The sequence below is a fragment of the Kushneria phosphatilytica genome, assembly GCF_008247605.1.
Taxonomy (GTDB): Bacteria; Pseudomonadota; Gammaproteobacteria; order Pseudomonadales; family Halomonadaceae; genus Kushneria; species Kushneria phosphatilytica.
Window position 1 is genome coordinate 2,985,174 of sequence record NZ_CP043420.1, and the last position, 17,848, is coordinate 3,003,021.

The 17,848-nt window shown below is 60.0% G+C and carries 19 protein-coding genes and 1 tRNA gene; 5 read left to right on the top strand and 15 right to left on the bottom strand.

Annotated features, from left to right (window positions below; all coding sequences use genetic code 11):
• Positions 1-84: 84 nt before the first annotated feature.
• The 12 genes from FY550_RS13715 to rplU form a co-directional block, all read right to left on the bottom strand.
• A complete protein-coding gene (locus FY550_RS13715) occupies positions 85-573 on the bottom strand; it encodes a sterol desaturase family protein (RefSeq protein ID WP_084388068.1) in 489 nt (162 codons plus the stop codon).
• 19 nt (positions 574-592) lie between these two features.
• Positions 593-1,546 carry a 4-hydroxy-3-methylbut-2-enyl diphosphate reductase gene (gene ispH, locus FY550_RS13720; RefSeq protein WP_149054603.1) on the bottom strand — a complete coding sequence of 318 codons (954 nt, stop codon included), beginning with the start codon at positions 1,544-1,546 and terminating at the stop codon, positions 593-595.
• 132 nt (positions 1,547-1,678) lie between these two features.
• Positions 1,679-2,140, bottom strand: coding sequence for an FKBP-type peptidyl-prolyl cis-trans isomerase (gene fkpB, locus FY550_RS13725; RefSeq protein WP_070977950.1), 462 nt, complete (start codon positions 2,138-2,140; stop codon positions 1,679-1,681).
• On the bottom strand, positions 2,133-2,660 hold the full coding sequence (gene lspA, locus FY550_RS13730; protein WP_070977951.1) for a signal peptidase II: 528 nt from the start codon (positions 2,658-2,660) through the stop codon (positions 2,133-2,135). Before lspA ends, fkpB begins: the two co-directional genes overlap by 8 nt.
• A complete protein-coding gene (gene ileS / locus FY550_RS13735; RefSeq protein ID WP_149054604.1) occupies positions 2,653-5,505 on the bottom strand; it encodes an isoleucine--tRNA ligase in 2,853 nt (950 codons plus the stop codon). The genes lspA and ileS overlap by 8 nt, the downstream gene beginning before the upstream one ends.
• 9 nt (positions 5,506-5,514) lie before the next feature.
• A complete protein-coding gene (gene ribF / locus FY550_RS13740) occupies positions 5,515-6,537 on the bottom strand; it encodes a bifunctional riboflavin kinase/FAD synthetase (RefSeq protein WP_070977952.1) in 1,023 nt (340 codons plus the stop codon).
• Between the two features lie 183 nt (positions 6,538-6,720).
• Positions 6,721-8,277, bottom strand: a complete 1,557-nt coding sequence (gene murJ / locus FY550_RS13745; RefSeq protein ID WP_149054605.1) for a murein biosynthesis integral membrane protein MurJ — start codon at positions 8,275-8,277, stop codon at positions 6,721-6,723.
• A 133-nt stretch (positions 8,278-8,410) separates the two neighbouring features.
• Positions 8,411-8,677: a 30S ribosomal protein S20 gene (gene rpsT, locus FY550_RS13750; RefSeq protein ID WP_070977954.1), complete on the bottom strand. Its 267-nt coding sequence runs from the start codon at positions 8,675-8,677 to the stop codon at positions 8,411-8,413.
• A gap of 165 nt (positions 8,678-8,842) precedes the next feature.
• Positions 8,843-9,976, bottom strand: a complete 1,134-nt coding sequence (proB, locus tag FY550_RS13755; RefSeq protein WP_149054606.1) for a glutamate 5-kinase — start codon at positions 9,974-9,976, stop codon at positions 8,843-8,845.
• 44 nt (positions 9,977-10,020) lie between these two features.
• On the bottom strand, positions 10,021-11,205 hold the full coding sequence (gene cgtA, locus FY550_RS13760; protein WP_070977955.1) for an Obg family GTPase CgtA: 1,185 nt from the start codon (positions 11,203-11,205) through the stop codon (positions 10,021-10,023).
• Between the two features lie 143 nt (positions 11,206-11,348).
• Positions 11,349-11,606 carry a 50S ribosomal protein L27 gene (gene rpmA / locus FY550_RS13765; RefSeq protein ID WP_070977956.1) on the bottom strand — a complete coding sequence of 86 codons (258 nt, stop codon included), beginning with the start codon at positions 11,604-11,606 and terminating at the stop codon, positions 11,349-11,351.
• A 37-nt stretch (positions 11,607-11,643) separates the two neighbouring features.
• Entirely contained in the window at positions 11,644-11,952 is a 309-nt protein-coding gene (rplU, locus tag FY550_RS13770) for a 50S ribosomal protein L21 (protein WP_070977957.1), read from the bottom strand.
• Positions 11,953-12,344: 392 nt separating this feature from the next.
• Here rplU and ispB point away from each other — a divergent pair, with 392 nt between their 5' ends.
• The 4 genes from ispB to FY550_RS13790 all read left to right on the top strand — a co-directional run bounded on the left by ispB (position 12,345) and on the right by FY550_RS13790 (position 14,830).
• Complete coding sequence (gene ispB, locus FY550_RS13775; RefSeq protein ID WP_070977958.1) at positions 12,345-13,319, top strand: octaprenyl diphosphate synthase; 975 nt, start codon at positions 12,345-12,347, stop codon at positions 13,317-13,319.
• 74 nt (positions 13,320-13,393) lie between these two features.
• Positions 13,394-13,470: transfer RNA gene (locus FY550_RS13780), tRNA-Pro, on the top strand.
• Positions 13,471-13,717: 247 nt separating this feature from the next.
• Positions 13,718-14,023: a hypothetical protein gene (locus FY550_RS13785; protein WP_070977959.1), complete on the top strand. Its 306-nt coding sequence runs from the start codon at positions 13,718-13,720 to the stop codon at positions 14,021-14,023.
• An 84-nt stretch (positions 14,024-14,107) separates the two neighbouring features.
• Entirely contained in the window at positions 14,108-14,830 is a 723-nt protein-coding gene (locus FY550_RS13790) for a DUF4396 domain-containing protein (protein WP_233350214.1), read from the top strand.
• 50 nt (positions 14,831-14,880) lie between these two features.
• Here FY550_RS13790 and FY550_RS13795 read toward each other — a convergent pair whose 3' ends face one another.
• The 3 genes from FY550_RS13795 to FY550_RS13805 all read right to left on the bottom strand — a co-directional run bounded on the left by FY550_RS13795 (position 14,881) and on the right by FY550_RS13805 (position 16,833).
• Positions 14,881-15,012, bottom strand: a complete 132-nt coding sequence (locus FY550_RS13795) for an entericidin A/B family lipoprotein (protein WP_070977960.1) — start codon at positions 15,010-15,012, stop codon at positions 14,881-14,883.
• Between the two features lie 92 nt (positions 15,013-15,104).
• Complete coding sequence (locus FY550_RS13800) at positions 15,105-16,616, bottom strand: phospholipase D family protein (RefSeq protein ID WP_070977961.1); 1,512 nt, start codon at positions 16,614-16,616, stop codon at positions 15,105-15,107.
• Entirely contained in the window at positions 16,609-16,833 is a 225-nt protein-coding gene (locus tag FY550_RS13805; RefSeq protein WP_233350215.1) for a hypothetical protein, read from the bottom strand. Before FY550_RS13805 ends, FY550_RS13800 begins: the two co-directional genes overlap by 8 nt.
• Positions 16,834-16,931: 98 nt before the next feature.
• On the opposite strand from FY550_RS13805, the gene FY550_RS13810 reads away from it, so the two are divergent.
• Complete coding sequence (locus tag FY550_RS13810; RefSeq protein WP_070977962.1) at positions 16,932-17,756, top strand: TlpA family protein disulfide reductase; 825 nt, start codon at positions 16,932-16,934, stop codon at positions 17,754-17,756.
• Positions 17,757-17,848 lie beyond the last annotated feature (92 nt).

Here is a 17,848-nt window from a genome sequence, read left to right on the forward strand (position 1 = left end):
AACATCCGTGAAACAGGGAATACCCGCTATAACGGCGCTGGTTGGGCAGGGCTTTAGTTGGCAGAAAAAGGCAAGGTGTTCACGCTAACGATGATCGTGTTCACCGGAACGCTTCTGTTTGAGCTCGTTTTTGAGCTGCGCTACCGATTTGACCACCAGAAAGCCGAAGGAGACGCCATCATGTTTGGTCTGTACGGCGTGATGGAGACGGTGCGCCTGGATACGCCGCCGCCAGAAGGGACGCTGTCGATTGAAGGGGACCGCGAAACGACGGTGAACCAGCCCATCGTGGAACAGAAAATAGACGGCGCCGTAGGCAGCAATACCCAGCCCAACGGCCATTGCCGCCGGATGGCCGCGCGTGCCCACAAGAATCAGGATGATCGAGGGAATGGCAAACAACACGGCGAACAGATCATTCATCTCGAACAGACCATGACGTTCACTGTGGTGAGACTTGTGCCAGCACCATAGAAAGCCGTGCATGATGAAGCGATGGGTAAACCACGCCATGAATTCCATGGCAAAAAAAGCCAGTAGAAAAAGTGCGCAGTACCCCAGCCAGATCATCATCACGGCCTCCCGGAGTGTCTCAGACGCTGGCGATCACCTGATCACGCAGCTCACGCGGCATAGAAAAGGTAATATTTTCCTCTCGACCGGCCAGTTCTTCCGGCGCCGTCGCGCCCATCTCCTTGAGGCGCTCGATAACCCCGCTCACCAGCACCTCGGGCGCACTGGCGCCAGCAGTCACTCCAACCGTTTCCACATTTTCGAACCATTGCGCTTGCAGCGACTCGGCATCATCGATCAACCAGGCCGGGGTGCCCATGCGCTCGGCCAGCTCACGCAGCCGGTTGGAGTTGGAACTGTTGGCACTGCCCACCACCAGCAGAACATCGCACTGCTCGGCCAGCTCGCGCACCGCGTCCTGACGATTCTGCGTGGCGTAGCAGATATCATCCTTGCGCGGCCCCTGAATGGCCGGGAAGGTTTCCCGCAAGGCATCAATGACCTTTGCGGTATCATCCATCGACAGGGTGGTCTGGGTTACAAAGGAGACATGTTCTGGATCCTTTACCTGCAGGTTGCGGGCATCCTCTTCGTTTTCGACCAGATGAATGGCACCGCCATAGCTGCTGTCATAGCGCCCCATGGTGCCCTCAACCTCGGGGTGCCCCGCATGACCGATCAGAATGCACTCACGTCCGTGTCGGGCGTAACGCAGCACTTCCATATGGACTTTGGTCACCAGCGGACAGGTGGCATCGAATACTCGCAGTCCGCGGCGATCAGCCTCTTCCTGAACGGCTCTCGACACCCCATGGGCGGAAAAGATCACCAGCGCGTCATCGGGTACTTCGTCGAGTTCATCAACAAAGATCGCACCACGATCACGCAGACTATCCACCACAAAGCGGTTATGCACTACCTCATGACGGACATAGACCGGCGCTCCGAAAACATCGAGCGCGCGGTTGACGATATCGATGGCGCGGTCAACGCCGGCGCAGAAGCCGCGGGGATTGGCCAGCTTGATCTGCATGGGCCACCTCGATTGATTCATGACAATAGGTCGCAAGCCACGACACGTATGGCTCACAGTGTGGCATGTCTGGGGCACCCGGAGCGATACCCGAGTGCCATTATCAGGTATTGGCCGAGCGCATGCCAGAGGCTAGTGCGTGGTTGCCGGCCTGACATCCAGCACTTCAACCTCGAAAAACAGGGTGCGCCCCGCCAGCGGATGGTTGAAATCCACCTCGACCCGGCGCCCTTCGATCGACTTGATCACGCCCGGCAGCTCACCACCGTTGGGGTCGGTAAAAGACATGACCGTGCCCGGTTCCGGCACATCCCCACCGAAGTCATCCGGCGACAGTACCTGCACATTCTGCGGATTGTACTGCCCGAAAGCCTGCTCGGGAGGGATTTCGTAGCGACCGCTCTCCCCGGCCGCCAGGCCGGTGATTGGTCGCTCGAAACCGGGCGGGAGATTACCGTCGCCATAAACGAACTCGGCAGGACGCTTGTCCCGAGTACTGTCCACTACCGAGCCATCTTCCAGCGACAGGGTAAAATGGAGCGAGATCGTCATGTTGTCTCCGATGCGATGCCCGCTATCGTTGCGTTCATTCATGCGCCTCTCCCGCTTTGCTGCGTCGCCCCGAAAAGAGTGACGTTACAATCAGCCCGATGGCACCGAGCGTGATCGCCGTATCGGCGATATTGAACGCCGGATAGTAGTACAGCTGCTGCCAGTGAAAGGATAAAAAGTCGATCACATAACCGTGTACAACCCGATCAAACAGGTTGCCGATGGCGCCACCGATGATCAATGCGATGGCGGCCCGGGTAAACCGCTCATGCAGAGTGGTGCGGGTCAGCCAGACCGACAGCGCCGCTACCGCCACGACCGCAATCACGGCAAACAACCAGCGTTGCCAGCCGGCGTGCTCGGCGAGAAAGCTGAAGGCAGCCCCGGTATTATGCAGCAGCAGCAGATTGAAAAACCCCGGGATCACCTCCACCGGTCGGCCGTAGGGCAGACTCGCACTCAGCCAGGCCTTGCTGCCCAGATCAAGCGCAATGACAAGCGCCGACAGCAGCCACCAGCGCAGTGCCGATGCGCCAAGCCGGACACCGGACGCTTCAGACATAGCGGCGTACCTCACCGGGGCCACCCGGCAGGTTGAGAATCGACCGCTCGGTCAGGGCAGGATGCTCGGGATGTGTACCAACATCCGGACGCCGCTCCCAGCTGCGTGCACACTTTTCCCAGGGGCTGGCAATCACACTGACCTTCACGCCTTCCAGTTCGGTCTCGGCTGCCTCCTCGCCCGCTTCGTTCAGCGACTTCAGTGTCGCCTCGGAAGTAATCAGCACGAAGCGCAGCTCTTCCCCCAGCATGGCAAGCTGGCCATAAAGGCGATCTTCAACGTACAGGGTGATCTCGCTATCGAGCGAGCCGCGGATAAGACCTTCATTACGCGCCGCTTCCAGGCGCTTGTTGACGGCCTGGCGCACCTCGAGCACCCGCTCCCAGAACTCACGCCCCATTGGCGCATCATCCGGCAATTGAGCAAGCCCCTCATAGAAGGTGGTAAAGAAGATGCTTTCTTCACGTTCACCCGGGATGTGCTCATGGATCTCCTCGGCAGTAAACGAGGTGATTGGCGCAATCCAACGGCTCATCGCTTCGATCACGTGATAGAGCGCACTCTGGCAGCTCCGTCGCGCCAGCGAATCGGCCTGGGTGGTGTACTGTCGATCCTTGATGATATCGAGATAGAAGCTGCCCAGATCGCGCGAACAGAAGGTATGAACCTGCTGGTAGATATCCAGGAAGCGATATTCGTTGTACGCCTGCTCGATACGCTCCTGCAGCAACGAGGCACGATCAACCAGCCAGCGATCCAGTGCCAGCATGTCATCAAAGGCCACCAGGTCACGCTTCGGCTCGAAGCCGGTGAGATTACCCAGCAGAAAGCGCGAGGTATTGCGGATGCGACGATAGGCATCAGCCGTACGCTTGAGGATCTCATCGGAGACGGCCATTTCACCGGAGTAGTCCGTTGAGGCCACCCACAGACGCAGAATATCGGCACCGAGACGATCCATGACCTGCTGGGGTGCAATCACGTTACCCAGCGACTTCGACATCTTGCGTCCGTCGGCGTCAACAGTGAACCCGTGCGTCAGCAGCGCCCTGTAAGGCGGATGGCCATCGATCGCGCTGCCGGTCAGCAGTGAAGAGTGAAACCAGCCCCGGTGCTGATCCGAACCTTCCAGGTAAAGATCGGCGATCGGCCCTTCCGCATGACCCATCGGGTGGGAACCACGCATCACATGAAAGTGGGTCGTACCCGAATCGAACCAGACATCCAGGGTATCGGTCACCTTTTCATACTGGTTGGCTTCTTCACCCAGCAGATCATGTGCCTCCAGCCCGAACCAGGCCTCGATCCCAGACTGCTCAACCTTTTGTGCCACGGCTTCCATCAGTTCCACGGTACGCGGATGCAGTTCGCCGGTTTCGCGGTGGAGAAAGAACGGGATCGGTACACCCCAGTTGCGCTGACGCGAGATGCACCAGTCCGGACGACCTTCGATCATCCCACGGAGCCGAGCCTGCCCCCAGGCAGGATGAAAGCGGGTCGCTTCGACACCGGCCAGCGCCCTGTCTCGCAATGACTCTCCCTGGCGGCCAGCCTGATCCATGCGGATGAACCACTGCGCGGTGGCGCGATAGACCAGCGGCGTCTTGTGCCGCCAGCAGTGCATGTAGCTGTGCTCCATACGCCGATGCGCCAGCAGTGTACCCGCCTGCTCCAGGATCTCGACGATATGAGCGTTGGCCTTCCAGATGTTCTGCCCCCCGAACAGAGGCAGCGACTCGGCATAGACGCCGTTGCCCTGGACCGGATTGAGAATGTCCTCGAATGCCATGCCGTAGCGACGACAGGTAAAGAAATCATCCTCGCCATAGGCCGGTGCCGAATGCACGATACCGGTGCCGGCCCCCAGCTCGACGTAATCCGCCAGTTGCACCGGCGAGACACGGTCGTAGCCACCGTCGACTCCAGCCAGCGGGTGACGGAACTCGAGCAGCTCCAGCGCGCTGCCGGAAGTGGTGGCCAGCACATCACCCTCCAGGCCATAACGCTCGAGACAGCTTTCCACCAGCTCTTCAGCCAGCAGCAACACCCGCCCACCACTGTGCACCAGTGCATAGGTAAAATCGGGATGCACGTTGAGCGCCTGGTTGGCCGGAATGGTCCAGGGCGTCGTCGTCCAGATCACCACTGCAGCCGGTGCGGGCAGAGCCTCCAGGCCGAATGCGGCAGCCAGCCGGCCGGCATCGACAACCTCGAACGCCACATCGATGGCATCGGATTCCTTGTTCTGATATTCCACCTCGGCTTCGGCCAGTGCCGAGCCGCAATCGAAACACCAGTTGACCGGTTTGAGGCCCTTGAACACGAAACCGTGCTCGACGATCTTCGCCAGCGCCCGGATCTCACCGGCCTCGTTGGCATAATCCATGGTGCGATAGGGATTTTCCCAGTCGCCGACCACGCCCAGGCGCACGAAGTCGGTCCGCTGAACATCAATCTGCTCGGCCGCATAGGTGCGACACAAGTCACGTGTCTTCTCCGGTGAGAGCTGCTTGCCGTAAGTCGTTTCCACCTTGTGCTCGATCGGCAGTCCATGGCAGTCCCAACCCGGCACATAGGGCGCATCGAAGCCGGCCAGCGTCTTCGACTTGACGATGAAATCCTTGAGGATCTTGTTGACGGCATGACCGATATGAATGCTGCCGTTGGCATAGGGCGGGCCATCATGCAGCACGAACTTCTCGCGACTGCGGCCAAGTTCACGCAGGCGCTGATACAACCCGATCTCATGCCAGTGCTGAATGCGCCGTGGCTCCTGCGAGGGCAGGTTGCCGCGCATGGGGAAATCGGTATGGGGCAGGTTCAGCGTGTGCTTGTAATCGCTCATGGTCGTGAGTCAGCCGTCTTCAGAATCGTTGGGCGAGAGTGTCGCAGCCAGTGGGGCGGATGCCAGCGGCAGGTCCGCGGCACCAAAATCGTCATGGGTCGGTATCGAGCGGGAGAAGAAATCACGCGCACGAGCGATGTCATCCGCCATCCATCGCTTGAGCGTCTCGATACCATCAAAGGTCATTTCGCCTCGCAGCCGGGCACACGGCATGACCGTCATTATCCGGCCATAAAGGCACTCATTGAAATCAAACAGATGCACTTCCAGTACCGGCCGCTCTCCCCCCACAGTGGGGCGCCAGCCGATATTGGCCACGCCGGGCAGGCGCCGGCCATCCTCCAGCTCGGTCAACACCGCATACACGCCACGCAACGCCATCGGCCCGGTCAGCAAGGGAACATTGGCAGTGGGTACGCCAATGGTACGACCCAGCTGACGGTCGCGAATGACGCGACCATGCAGCTGCCAGGGGCGGCCCAGCAGGCGCGCGGCCTGAAGAAAGTTACCCGACGCCAGCAGCGTACGCACCCGTGAACTCGAAACACGCTCGTTATCCAGCGTAAAGGTTCGGGTATGTTCCAGACTGTAGCCGCTCTCCTCGCCTACTCGCCGCAACAGCTCGAAATCACCGGCCCGATCACAGCCAAAGCGAAAATCGTCACCGACCACCAGATGACGCACACCCAGACCTTCGATCAATACCCGATCAATGAATTCACGCGCCGAAAGCTCACGCAGCCGACGGTTGAACGGCAGACAAAGGACCCGATCGGCACCATGAGCGGCCAGCAAACGCACCTTGTCGGAGAGCCGGGTCAACCGCGGTGGCGCCTGGTCCCCGGCAAAGTATTCACGTGGCTGGGGCTCAAAGATCACTACCACCGCCGGCAGGTCATGGGCCCGCGCGTGCGTCTTGAGTTGATCGAGAATCGCCTGATGCCCACGATGCACGCCATCGAAATTGCCAATGGTCACCACACTGTTGCGATGACGTGGGCGCAGATTGTGCAGGCCTCGGATCAGTTCCATGGAAGCATCGCCAGGATCATCGCTGAAAGGGATCGAGTATAGCCGGATGCACGCCAGCTCGACACCACCTGCACGGTTTCGGAAGAACGACGTCATGCAGATGGACACTGGTGGGGCCGCTGACACCACCACCCACGCCGTAGTAAATGCCGTGTAAACAGGACATGACAGCTCGACTGTCGGTCAACCGTGCAATCGGAAGTGCCTCAGGCGCACACCAGTCACTGCCAGCCAGGCGAAATAGACCGCTACCCCGCCACTCACCAGTGCAATGATCACGCCCAGCCGTCGGGGTAGCCCCCAGGCCAGCCAGTGATGCCACTCCGGCGTCAGCCACCACAATCCGCCCGTCAGCAGCAGACAGCCACCACCCAGCTGCCCCGCCAGCTTCCCCCAGCCGGGCTGAAAGTGCATCACGCCCTGCCGGCGCAGCCCTCGGGCCAACAGACCGGCATTGAGCCAGGCCGACAGCGAAGTGGCCAGCGCCAGGCCCGCATGGATGAATGGTCCCATCAGCAGCACATTGAGTCCCATATTGGCCACCATGGCAATGATGCCAATCTTCACCGGTGTCGCGGTATCCTGGCGAGCGTAATAGCCCGGCGCCAGCACCTTGATCAGCATGAAAGCCAGCAGCCCGACCGCATAGGCACGCAGACTCATGGCCGACATCATGATGTCATGCTCGGTCATCGCACCATACTGAAACAGTGTCACCAGCAGCGGCTCGGCCAGCACCAGCAGCGCCAGCGCCGCCGGCAGGCCGATCAGCAGTACCGCGCGCACGCCCCAGTCGATCATGCGCGCAAAATGCGCCGGATCATCGGTGGCATGCTGGCGAGACAATGCCGGCAGAATCACTGTACCGATGGCGATACCAAAAACGCCCAGCGGCAACTCGACCAGTCGATCGGAATAATACAGCCAGGAAACGCTTCCCGAGACCAGCAGCGACGCCAGTACGGTATCTACCAGCAGATTGATCTGTGAAACGGAAACCCCGAACATTGCCGGCCCCATCAAACGGAGAATCCGGCGTACACCCTGATGACGAAAACTCGGTCGTAGCCGGGGCAGCAGATCAAGTCGGGCCAGAAACGGCAACTGGAACAGCAACTGGGCCAGTCCGGCCAGCAATACTCCCCAGGCCAACGCCATCACAGGCACATCCAGTAACGGCGAGAGCCATAGCGCGGCGGCGATCATCACCAGATTGAGCAGTACAGGCGTAAACGCCGGGACAGCAAATCGACTGTAGCTATTGAGCACACTGCCGGAAAAGGCGGTCAGCGAAATCAGCAACAGGTAGGGAAAAGTGATGCGCAGCATGTCGGCGGTCAGCGCCAGCTTGCCGTGACCATCATCATGAAAGCCCGGCGCGAATACCCACACCAGCCAGGGAGCACAAACGACCGCTATCACGGTCAGCGCCAGTAGTACCAGTGTCAGGGTGCCGGCAGTGGCATCGAGCAGCTCGCGGGTCTCGCGATGCTCACGCTGAGTGGCGTACTCCGACAGCACAGGCACGAAGGCCTGATTGAAGGCCCCCTCGGCGAACAGTCGGCGCATGAAATTGGGAATGCGAAAGGCAATGAAGAAAGCATCTGCCCCGCTACCGGCGCCGAACAGGGTCGCGATCACCACGTCCCTTACCAGCCCCATGACGCGCGACAGCATCGTCATGGCACCGACTACAGCGCCGGAGCGCAGCAGTCCACTGCCCGATCGGGATTGATTCATGACAAGACGCTCGCTGCGAACTCGCTCAGGGTCGGCTGTTCGTCAGCCGAACCGGTAATCATTGCCGATCTGCTGCAGTGATCGGCGACAAAAAAACCGGCCGAAGCCGGTTTTTTCTACAGCGCTCCCGGCTTCAGGCCGCCAGCGCCTTGATACGGGCATTGAGTCGGCTCTTGACGCGCGCGGCGCGCTTCTTGTCATAGGCCGGCTTGTCGGCGATGCGATCAATCACTTTCTGGGCCGCGCGGAATTCACTCATGGCGGCGGCATGATCACCGCTGCGGATCGCCTTGACCACGCGCTTGATGTAAGTACGCACCATCGAACGCTGGCTGGCATTGTGCTTGCGGCGCAGTTCGTTCTTGAGGGCGCGTTTGCGGGCCTGCTTGGTATTGGCCATCGTCGTGTCTCCCTGGAGATGTGGACGTCGTGCATTGATTGGAGCGCCTCTTGGGTGGGCGCCTGCGACCGATCAGACCGTGGCGAATAACCGCTGGCCAGCGGTCGGATCCTGAAGCGTGCGGCATTCTAACAGCGTCGCGCTCGTCGTACCAGATGGCGATGATTACAGCACCACCAGATTGTCGCGATGGATCAGCTCCGGCGCTTCCATATAGCCCAGCACGCTGCTGATGGCGTGACTGGCCATACCGAGGATATGCGCCGCTTCACCTGCATCGTAATTCACCAGCCCTCGTGCAATCACACTGCCCTGCTCATCCACGCAGGAGACCATGTCGCCGCGCCGGAATGAACCGGTCACTTTTACCACCCCGACCGGCAGCAGGCTTGAACCGCGATCACGCAGGCCGGCTACCGCTCCTTCATCAAGCGTCAGGGTGCCACGCACCTGCAACTGACCGGCCAGCCAGCGCTTGCGCGCGGTCATTGGCGCATGCTCGGGATGCAACAGAGTGCCGAGTCGCTCACCGGCCATCAACCGAGTCAGAACATCAGGCTGCCGCCCACTGGCTATAGCCGTCACGGCCCCGGATCTGGCCGCCAGTCGCGCAGCACGCACCTTGGTCGCCATACCACCACGCCCCAGCGCGCCGCCGTCTCCGGCTACCCTGACCCAGCGCGGATCATCAGCCTCACCTTCGTGGATCAGGCTGGCCTGCGGGTTGTGACGGGGATCGGCATCGAACAGTCCCTCCTGATCGGTCAGGATCAGCAGGGCGTCTGCCTCCAGCAGATTGGCGACCAGCGCCCCCAGGGTATCGTTGTCACCAAAGCGAATCTCATCAGTGACCACGGTATCGTTCTCATTAACAATCGCCATGACCTGCATGCCGAGCAGGGTACGCAATGCCGAGCGGGCGTTGAGATAGCGTTTGCGATTGGACAGATCATCATGAGTCAGCAGAATCTGCGCGGTACGAATGCCAAAGCGAGCGAAATGCTGCTCATAGCACTGCACCAAACCGGTCTGCCCAACGGCCGCCGCAGCCTGCAGCTCATGCAGCGCTCCGGGACGGCGCATCCAGCCAAGCCGTGCCATGCCTTCGGCCACCGCACCGGAAGAGACCAGCACGACCTCGACACCACGATCATGCAAGGTCGCCAGCTGATCTACCCAACCGGCGATGGCGGCTTCATCGAGCCCGCGGCCATCATTGGTCAGCAGGGCACTACCGATCTTGACCACCACGCGCCGAGCTCGCTCCAGTACGGCACGCGTCGCTGCCTGTTCACTCATGCCTTGCTCTCCAACTGCCCCGGTATCATTGTCGCCAGCCTGAATCAGGGGGCGTACTCGATCTCCATATCGTGATCGTCATCGTCATCATCTTCATCGACGTCACTTCGCCGGGGTCGACGCTTCATTCGCTGCTCGGTGCGCGCAACGGCCTCGGCTTCCATGCGCTGACGCATGTCACGCTCATGTTCGGCGGCCGCCTCATCTTCCGCTTCCAGCTGACGCTGCTCGGTCAGCCAGCGATGAATCGCCTGCATCAGGGCGTCGGTACCTTCCCGACCGATGGCCGAGATGTGATACACCGGCCCTTCCCAGTTCAGACGAGTCCGGATCTCAGCGGTCAGCGCATCACGCGTTTCGTCATCGATCAGGTCGCACTTGTTGAGCACCAGCCAGCGCGGACGCTGCGCCAGCGTCGATGAAAAGTGCTCGAGCTCGGACACGATACGCTCTGCAGCCTCGGCCGGGTCACTCTCATCAAATGGCGCCACGTCGAGTACATGCAACAGCAGTCGGGTACGCGTGAGGTGTTTGAGAAACCGTAACCCCAGTCCGGCACCTTCGGCGGCCCCTTCGATCAGCCCGGGCACATCAGCCATCACGAAGTGCTCATGCATACCCAGCTTGACCACCCCCAGGTTCGGCACCAGTGTGGTAAAAGGATAATCGGCCACTTTCGGCCTGGCTGCGGACACTGATCGAATCAGGGTGGACTTGCCTGCATTGGGCATCCCCAGCAGTCCAACATCCGCCATCAGTTTGAGCTCAAGACGCAGCTGTCGTCGCTCTCCCTCGGTACCGGGCACGGTCTGACGGGGAGTGCGATTGGTTGACGACTTGAAATGCACATTGCCCAGCCCGCGACGACCGCCCTGGGCGACCTTCAACTGCTGGCCATGCTCTGTGACATCGCCAATCACCTCCAGGGTATCGACATCAATGACCGTGGTACCAATCGGCACCTTGATGACCAGATCCTCGCCACGTCGACCGTTCATCTGACTACCCTGGCCGGGCCGACCGTTTTCCGCCCGGTAGAAACGCTGATACTTGAAATCGATCAGCGTATTGAGCGCTTCATCCCCGAGCAGGATAACGCTGCCACCATGACCACCATCGCCGCCATCAGGGCCGCCTCTGGGGACGTATTTCTCGCGTCGAAAACTCAAGCAGCCGTTGCCGCCCTTGCCTGCTTCGACGGTAATTGCAGCTTCATCGACGAATTGCATGATCCTGCTCCCGGCGCACAAACGCCATGACCATGAGCCAGTTCACACTCACCGGACCGGCATTGGCCGGAGAACGGGCTCCACGAAAAAGGCCCCGCCGTGGCGGGGCCTTCCAGGATGCCGAACAGCGCAGATCAGCCGTCTCAGGCAGAGACGATGCTGACGTGCTTGCGCTGTTTGGGACCCTTGGTTTCGAACTTGACGACGCCATCCTTCAGAGCGAACAGCGTGTAATCGCGGCCCACACCCACATTGGCGCCGGCGTGAAACTTGGTGCCGCGCTGACGTACCAGAATGCTGCCGGCCGTGGCCGCCTGGCCGCCGAACAGCTTGACGCCAAGGCGTTTCGACTCGGAATCGCGACCGTTGCGCGAGCTACCTGCCGCCTTTTTGTGTGCCATGAGGCTATCCTCCTGTCATCAGGGAACTGCTGCCGAGTCAGGCAGAAATTCCGGTAATCTTCACTTCAGTATACCACTGGCGGTGGCCCTGACGCTTCATGTGGTGCTTACGGCGACGGAACTTGATGATCTGTACCTTTTCGCCACGACCATGCGAAACCACTTCAGCGCTGACCTTCGCGCCTTCGACCAGCGGTGCGCCGATCTTCACATCGTCTCCGCCGACCATCAGGACCTGGTCGAAATCAATGCTGTCACCGGTGGCTACATCAAGCTTCTCGAGCCTGAGGCGCTCACCTTCCTTAACGCGGTATTGCTTGCCACCGCTCTTGATTACTGCGTACATGAAATCTCTCCGAAAACTCATCCGTCTGGCTGCTTCATCGACCTGTGGCAAGTGGCACGCGCGGCACCATCTTACAGGGAGCCCGATGAGTCGAACCCTTTTCCGGCAATGCTGTCGTACCAGCAGCCGGTAAACACGATTCGGGGCGGCGGATTATATATCGCCACAAGCGTCGTCTCAAGCCCCGTATGCCAATAGCTTGACGCCCTTCAGGGGCCCGCCTAGCATAGCCGCAATTCAGGACCGTTCGCGTGTGCGCGTTCCGTAGTCAGACCGAAGCCGGGGCGTCGCCTAACGACCGTGTCGCTGGAACGATGCCTGCATCACTTCATCCTGCGTCGGTGCCAACACCTTCGCGGGACCAGCCCGAGGTTCCCGTGACCAGTCCAGTCATGTCCACCAGCGCTCCCCCCACACATGCCCCGGTGACCGAAGACTTTGCCGCGGTTGATCGCACCATACGCGACCGCCTCGCTTCCCGCGTGCCGCTGGTTCAGACAATCGGCACCTATATAGTGGAAAGCGGCGGCAAGCGCGTACGCCCGCTGCTGACCCTGTTATCCGCTCGCGCACTGGGCTATTCGGGTGATCGTCACATTGTGCTGGCCGCCCTGATCGAGTTCATGCACACCTCGACACTGCTGCACGATGATGTGGTTGACGAGTCGAAGCTGCGCCGCGGCCGTGCCACCGCCAATGACACCTGGGGCAATGCCCCCTCGGTACTGGTCGGTGACTTTCTCTATTCGCGCTCCTTCCAGATGATGGTGGATGTCGGATCGATGCGCATCATGGCCATCCTGTCCAACGCCACGTCCACCATTGCCGAGGGAGAAGTACTACAGCTGACCAATATCGGCAACGCCGATATCAGTGAAGCGGATTACTTTGAAACCATTCAGGGCAAGACTGCCATGCTGTTCGAGGCGGCCTCCCACACCGGCGCGGTCGTGGCCGAAGCCACCCCGGAACAGGAAGGGGCACTGCAACGTTACGGCCGCTACCTGGGTCTCGCCTTTCAACTGATCGATGATTTGCTCGACTATCAGGGCGATGCGGACACCATGGGCAAGAATGTCGGTGACGATCTTGCCGAGGGCAAACCCACCCTGCCGCTGATTCATGCCATGGCGATCGGCACCGCCGAGCAGGCCGGACTGATTCGCGAGGCCATCAGCGAAGGCGGCCTGAGCCGGCTCCAGGAGGTACTGGAGATCGTGCACAGTTGTGGCGCGCTCGACTATACCCGCCAGCGCGCCGAACAGATGGTTGATCTGGCCTTGTCCGAACTGGCCGTGCTGCCACCCTCGCCCTATCGCGACAGTCTGGAAATACTGGCCCATCAGGCTGTCGATCGACACGCCTGAGCCTTGCATTCGAAAGTGCGCCGTGTAAAATGACGCACCGTCAAGTCGACGTCATTCGCATCATGACTCGGCATCGGAGTGTAGCTCAGCTTGGTAGAGCACTGCCTTCGGGAGGCAGGGGTCGTAGGTTCAAATCCTATCACTCCGACCAGAGATCCCCGAAAAACCGCCATTCGGATAATGTGTCCGAATGGCGGTTTTTTTGTTTCCCCGGATTCCACTGCTTGCCCGCTACCGCTTTTTTGCATGGGGTGGGCCGTTTACGCCGGGACGATCGCCTCACGATTTAACACCGAATTACATCAGCCTTCCTTCAATTCGGATTCAGGTGACTACACTATTGGTCTGAAGTATCAGCATCGCCGAATCATTTTCGTTGTGCCTGAAAGGAGTTCGCCATGACCATTGAGCCCCGGGGTTATATCATCGCCAGTGAATCCGCGATTGTCGGAGCCGGGTCGACGATCGAGGAAGCCGCAGGTGAAGCGCTGGAATGGCTGGATGACTATGACACGCTTGAAGCGCTGATCACCGATCTGCGCAAAACTCCGGAGGCTGGCCACGAACAGGGCGCCAAACCCTATCTGCGTCGAGCCAGCGCGGGGCTTTTGAAGACCTGCCAGCATGCCGGCCCACCCGATACCTGGACTGATCATGAGGGGGTGGCCTGTACGGCCGAGGAGGCAGCCGAGGAAACTCGCTGAAGCACTATTGCATGCCCGATTTCCCTCACTTTCTGCCAACCTGCTGGCCCCACAACGGTTTGTCAGCTGGCCGGGAAAGGGCTAATGATCAGAGGAGCACTGATTGAAAACGACGACATGGAGTTGTCCGCAATGTTGTTATTCTGGTCTTGGGTATTCCTGCTACTGGGTGTAGCAACCTGTCTGGTGATCGCCGCCGACGTTCGCAAGCGCCCTCAGCACATGGCCGTAATGAACGTCACCTGGCCGATCACCGGCCTTTACATGCCCATCCTCGGCTGGTGGGCCTATAGCCGAATGGGGCGAATGCCGCCTGCCAATGAACAGCATGCCGATCATGGTCATCATCACGGCGGTGACAAACCGAAATGGCAGGGTGTCTTTGTCTCGGCAACGCATTGTGGCGGGGGCTGTACCCTGGGCGATGTGGTAGCAGCGCCACTGGCTACCGCCACCGGATTTGCCCTGTTCGGCTCCGAGATTGCCGGCCACTTCGTGCTGGCCTTCATCGCGGCCTATGCATTCGGCGTGCTCTTTCAATACCTGCCGATTCGCGCCATGAGCGATAGCAGCCCCGGTGAAGCGCTGCGTAACGCCATCAAGGCAGACACCGGATCACTGGTAGCCTTTCAGATCGGGATGTATGTCTGGATGCTGATCGCCGCTTTCGGCTGGATGGGAGGAACACTCGACGCCTTCACGCCGCAGTTCTGGTTCATGATGCAGATTGCCATGCTGGTCGGTTTTGCCACGTCCTATCCGGCCAACTGGATACTGGTCGAGCGAGGCATCAAGCACGCCATGTAGAAGAGTCATCACCCCCTTCGCAGATGGTGAAGGGGGTGATAGTGGATGAATCAGTCGGCAGCGTCCTGAATCTCTTCACCCCCCTGGGAGATATCTTCGCCAGCACCTTCCATCGTATTACAGCCGCTCATGACCACACCCGACAGCAGCAATGTAATCAACAGTGCGCTTGTTTTCCTCATCTTCTTCGCTCCTTGAATGAATGCTTGCAGGCCAGCGGCCTCGAAATTCAATGTAGCACTGCCACACCGGGTCTGCCTGCACGCAGCAAGGGCTACAACAGGCGGCTGACCCCGGGCAGTGCACCCACCCAGGCTTGTACACGATGCCACCAGGAACCCGGTTCGCGAGTGCTTGAGCGTTCGGCACCCTCATCCCGCCAGTGCCAGCTCAGTTGTCGATCTGCCAGAACCACCTGAAAGCTGCGCTCGGGGGCCAGCGAACGCTCAATGGTTTTCCGCAACTGCTCGTTGATTCGTTCACTTTCTACCAGCAGTCCCATCTCGGTGTTCCACCACATGGAGCGGGGGTCCATGTTGTAGGAACCAATGAAGACCCGATCCCGGTCCATGGCCATGGCCTTGCCGTGCAGACTTGACGAGAGTGCCCCGAACCGGCTGGCCAATCGTTTGCGCCGTTGATGCTTTCCAGGCCTGCGAGTGTCGAAGCGCAACTCATGCAAGCGCGCCCCGAGACGCAGCAGTCGAGGGCGCCAGAAGGCATAGCCGCCCTGAACAATGGGGGTATCGTTGCCTTCCAGCGAGTTGGTGAGCGCGACCAGGCTGACACCGCGCTTCAGCAGGGCCTCGAGATCGATATGCTCCCGCTCGCTGGGAATGAAATAGGCTGACACCAGATAGAGCTCTTTTTGTACCTCATTAATGGCATCCGCCAGCGCCGGGGTCAGACAATATTCCAATGGCGGACGTCGCCACCATGCACACTCGACCTTGGCAGGATTATCCCAGAGCAGCCGCGCTCGTGCCGGAATCAGCTCTTCAGTTGCCAGACGGCCGAGCCCCTCGAGCTGGTCACTGCTGCGCAGTCGTTCATCATTGAAGTCATCGCGCTGGTCGAACTGTTCAAGGCACCACTGCCATCCATGAGTTGCTGTTACCAGTCGATCGAGTCGCTCAACCGAGCGACTCGACCAATAGGCCTCAAAACAGCCGGTCATCTCATCGATCACCGGTCCACCCGCCATCAGCAGATCGAGATCGGCAAAGTTGTACTCGCTATCGGCGCTGAAATAGTCATCGCCCAGATTTCGACCACCAGCAATACCCACCCGTCGATCCACCAGCCACAACTTGTTGTGCATGCGCCGGTGGGAGCGCCAACCGGTCAAGACCATTGCCAGTCGCTGACTCCAGATGGACTGGCGCCAGAAACGCACCGGATTGAAGACTCGTACTTCCACATTGGGATGAGTGTCAAAGGCAGCAAGCATGGTCTGCAACTGAATGGCACTGAGATCATCGACCAGCAGACATACCTGAACATTACGTTCGGCCGCACAGAGCAGGTCATCCAGCAGGGCACGGGTTGTATTGCCCTCCTCGACCAGATAGGAGATCACTTCTATCCGGCGAGTAGCCAATTGCGCCAGGCGACGCCGCTTTTCCAGTGCGTCCCGCCCCTCGGTCAGCAGGCGTACGCCACCCTGCTCGGGATGATCGTGACGACTGACCCACTCGTCCAGCAGAGAGGCAGCCGGCCGCGTATTGAGCAGCGGCGTCACCGGCTCGCCGGGGGTAACGCCCTTGTCGGGTTCGGATTCAGTCATCGGAGTCCTCGGTGGCTCTTGCTGAAGAAGCGTGGCGCAACCGATCACGCCAGCGGCGATTGCGGCGATAGCGCCGCATCAGGGCCACGCTCACCGCGATGGTCAGCATGACGATCAACACAGCGGCCTGCAGCGGCCGTGCCTGAGAGGGAGGCAACAGCGTCTGCAGAATAATAATGAGGATGAACCCCACCATCTGCGAAGTGATGGCGAGCATCCGCAATGGGTCCCGGGGATTGTGCATCGCGTGCTTTTCGGACAGCATCCGCTCCATCAGCATTAACTTGTTTTCTCAGTCTGCGGCCAAAATCTGACATGAACGGTATTGCTTTCGGCCCCTGGCTGATCCCTCACGCCTGGCTTTATCTGCTGCCTTTAGCTTCAAGCCTGGCAGTTATCACCTTTCGCACACTCCCCGATGTCCAGCGCCAGAGAGAGTACTGGCTGGCAGGACTGATGTTCAGCTGGTGTCTGGGGGCTCGGCTGGGCGCCGTTGCCGCCGCACCTGAGGGCTGGCGAGCCATGGGATCGCTGGTTCTCGATCCCACACAGCCGGGTTTCAGTCCGATCGGCGGCCTGATACTGGCATGCATCTGGACATTCTGGTGGCTGCGCGGTCCCGCACGACGGCGAGCACTGGCTCTGGTATGGATGGCCCAGCTGGCATGGCTGGGATTGAATGCGTGGCATCCCCTGACATCATCTCCACCTCTGGAGCAGCTGCCCCGGCTATCCCTGACCGCTTTCGACGGCCGCAAGGTAGTTCCGGCTGCCAACGCCGGCAATCGACCCACGCTGATACTGCTATGGCGCAGCGATTGCCATCATTGTCTGGACACACTGTCACAGCTCTCTGCGCAATCGTCTACCATTGCGGCACAGACTGTTGCCATCAATGAAGGAGAGTCGTTATTGCAGGCATTGCGCCAGGCACCCGGCCCCGTCCGTGCCGACATGACGATGTTGCTTGATCCACGTCAGCACTGGTTGACCCTGACCCGGGCACCGGGCCTGCCTGCGCTGATGCTGTTCGACCACCATGGCCGGCTGATCGACTCGCATGCAGGGGCCATGAGCCCGGCCCGGTGGAGAGAGTGGCGCCAACATGCAATGACAACAACCAACGCAACCTCATACTGAAAAGCCGAATGAGCATACGCGCCTCTTAAGCCGGCAGGCGCTTTTCGTTAAGATACCGCGCCCGAAACCTGCCCGTGCCGGGCATCTCCTTC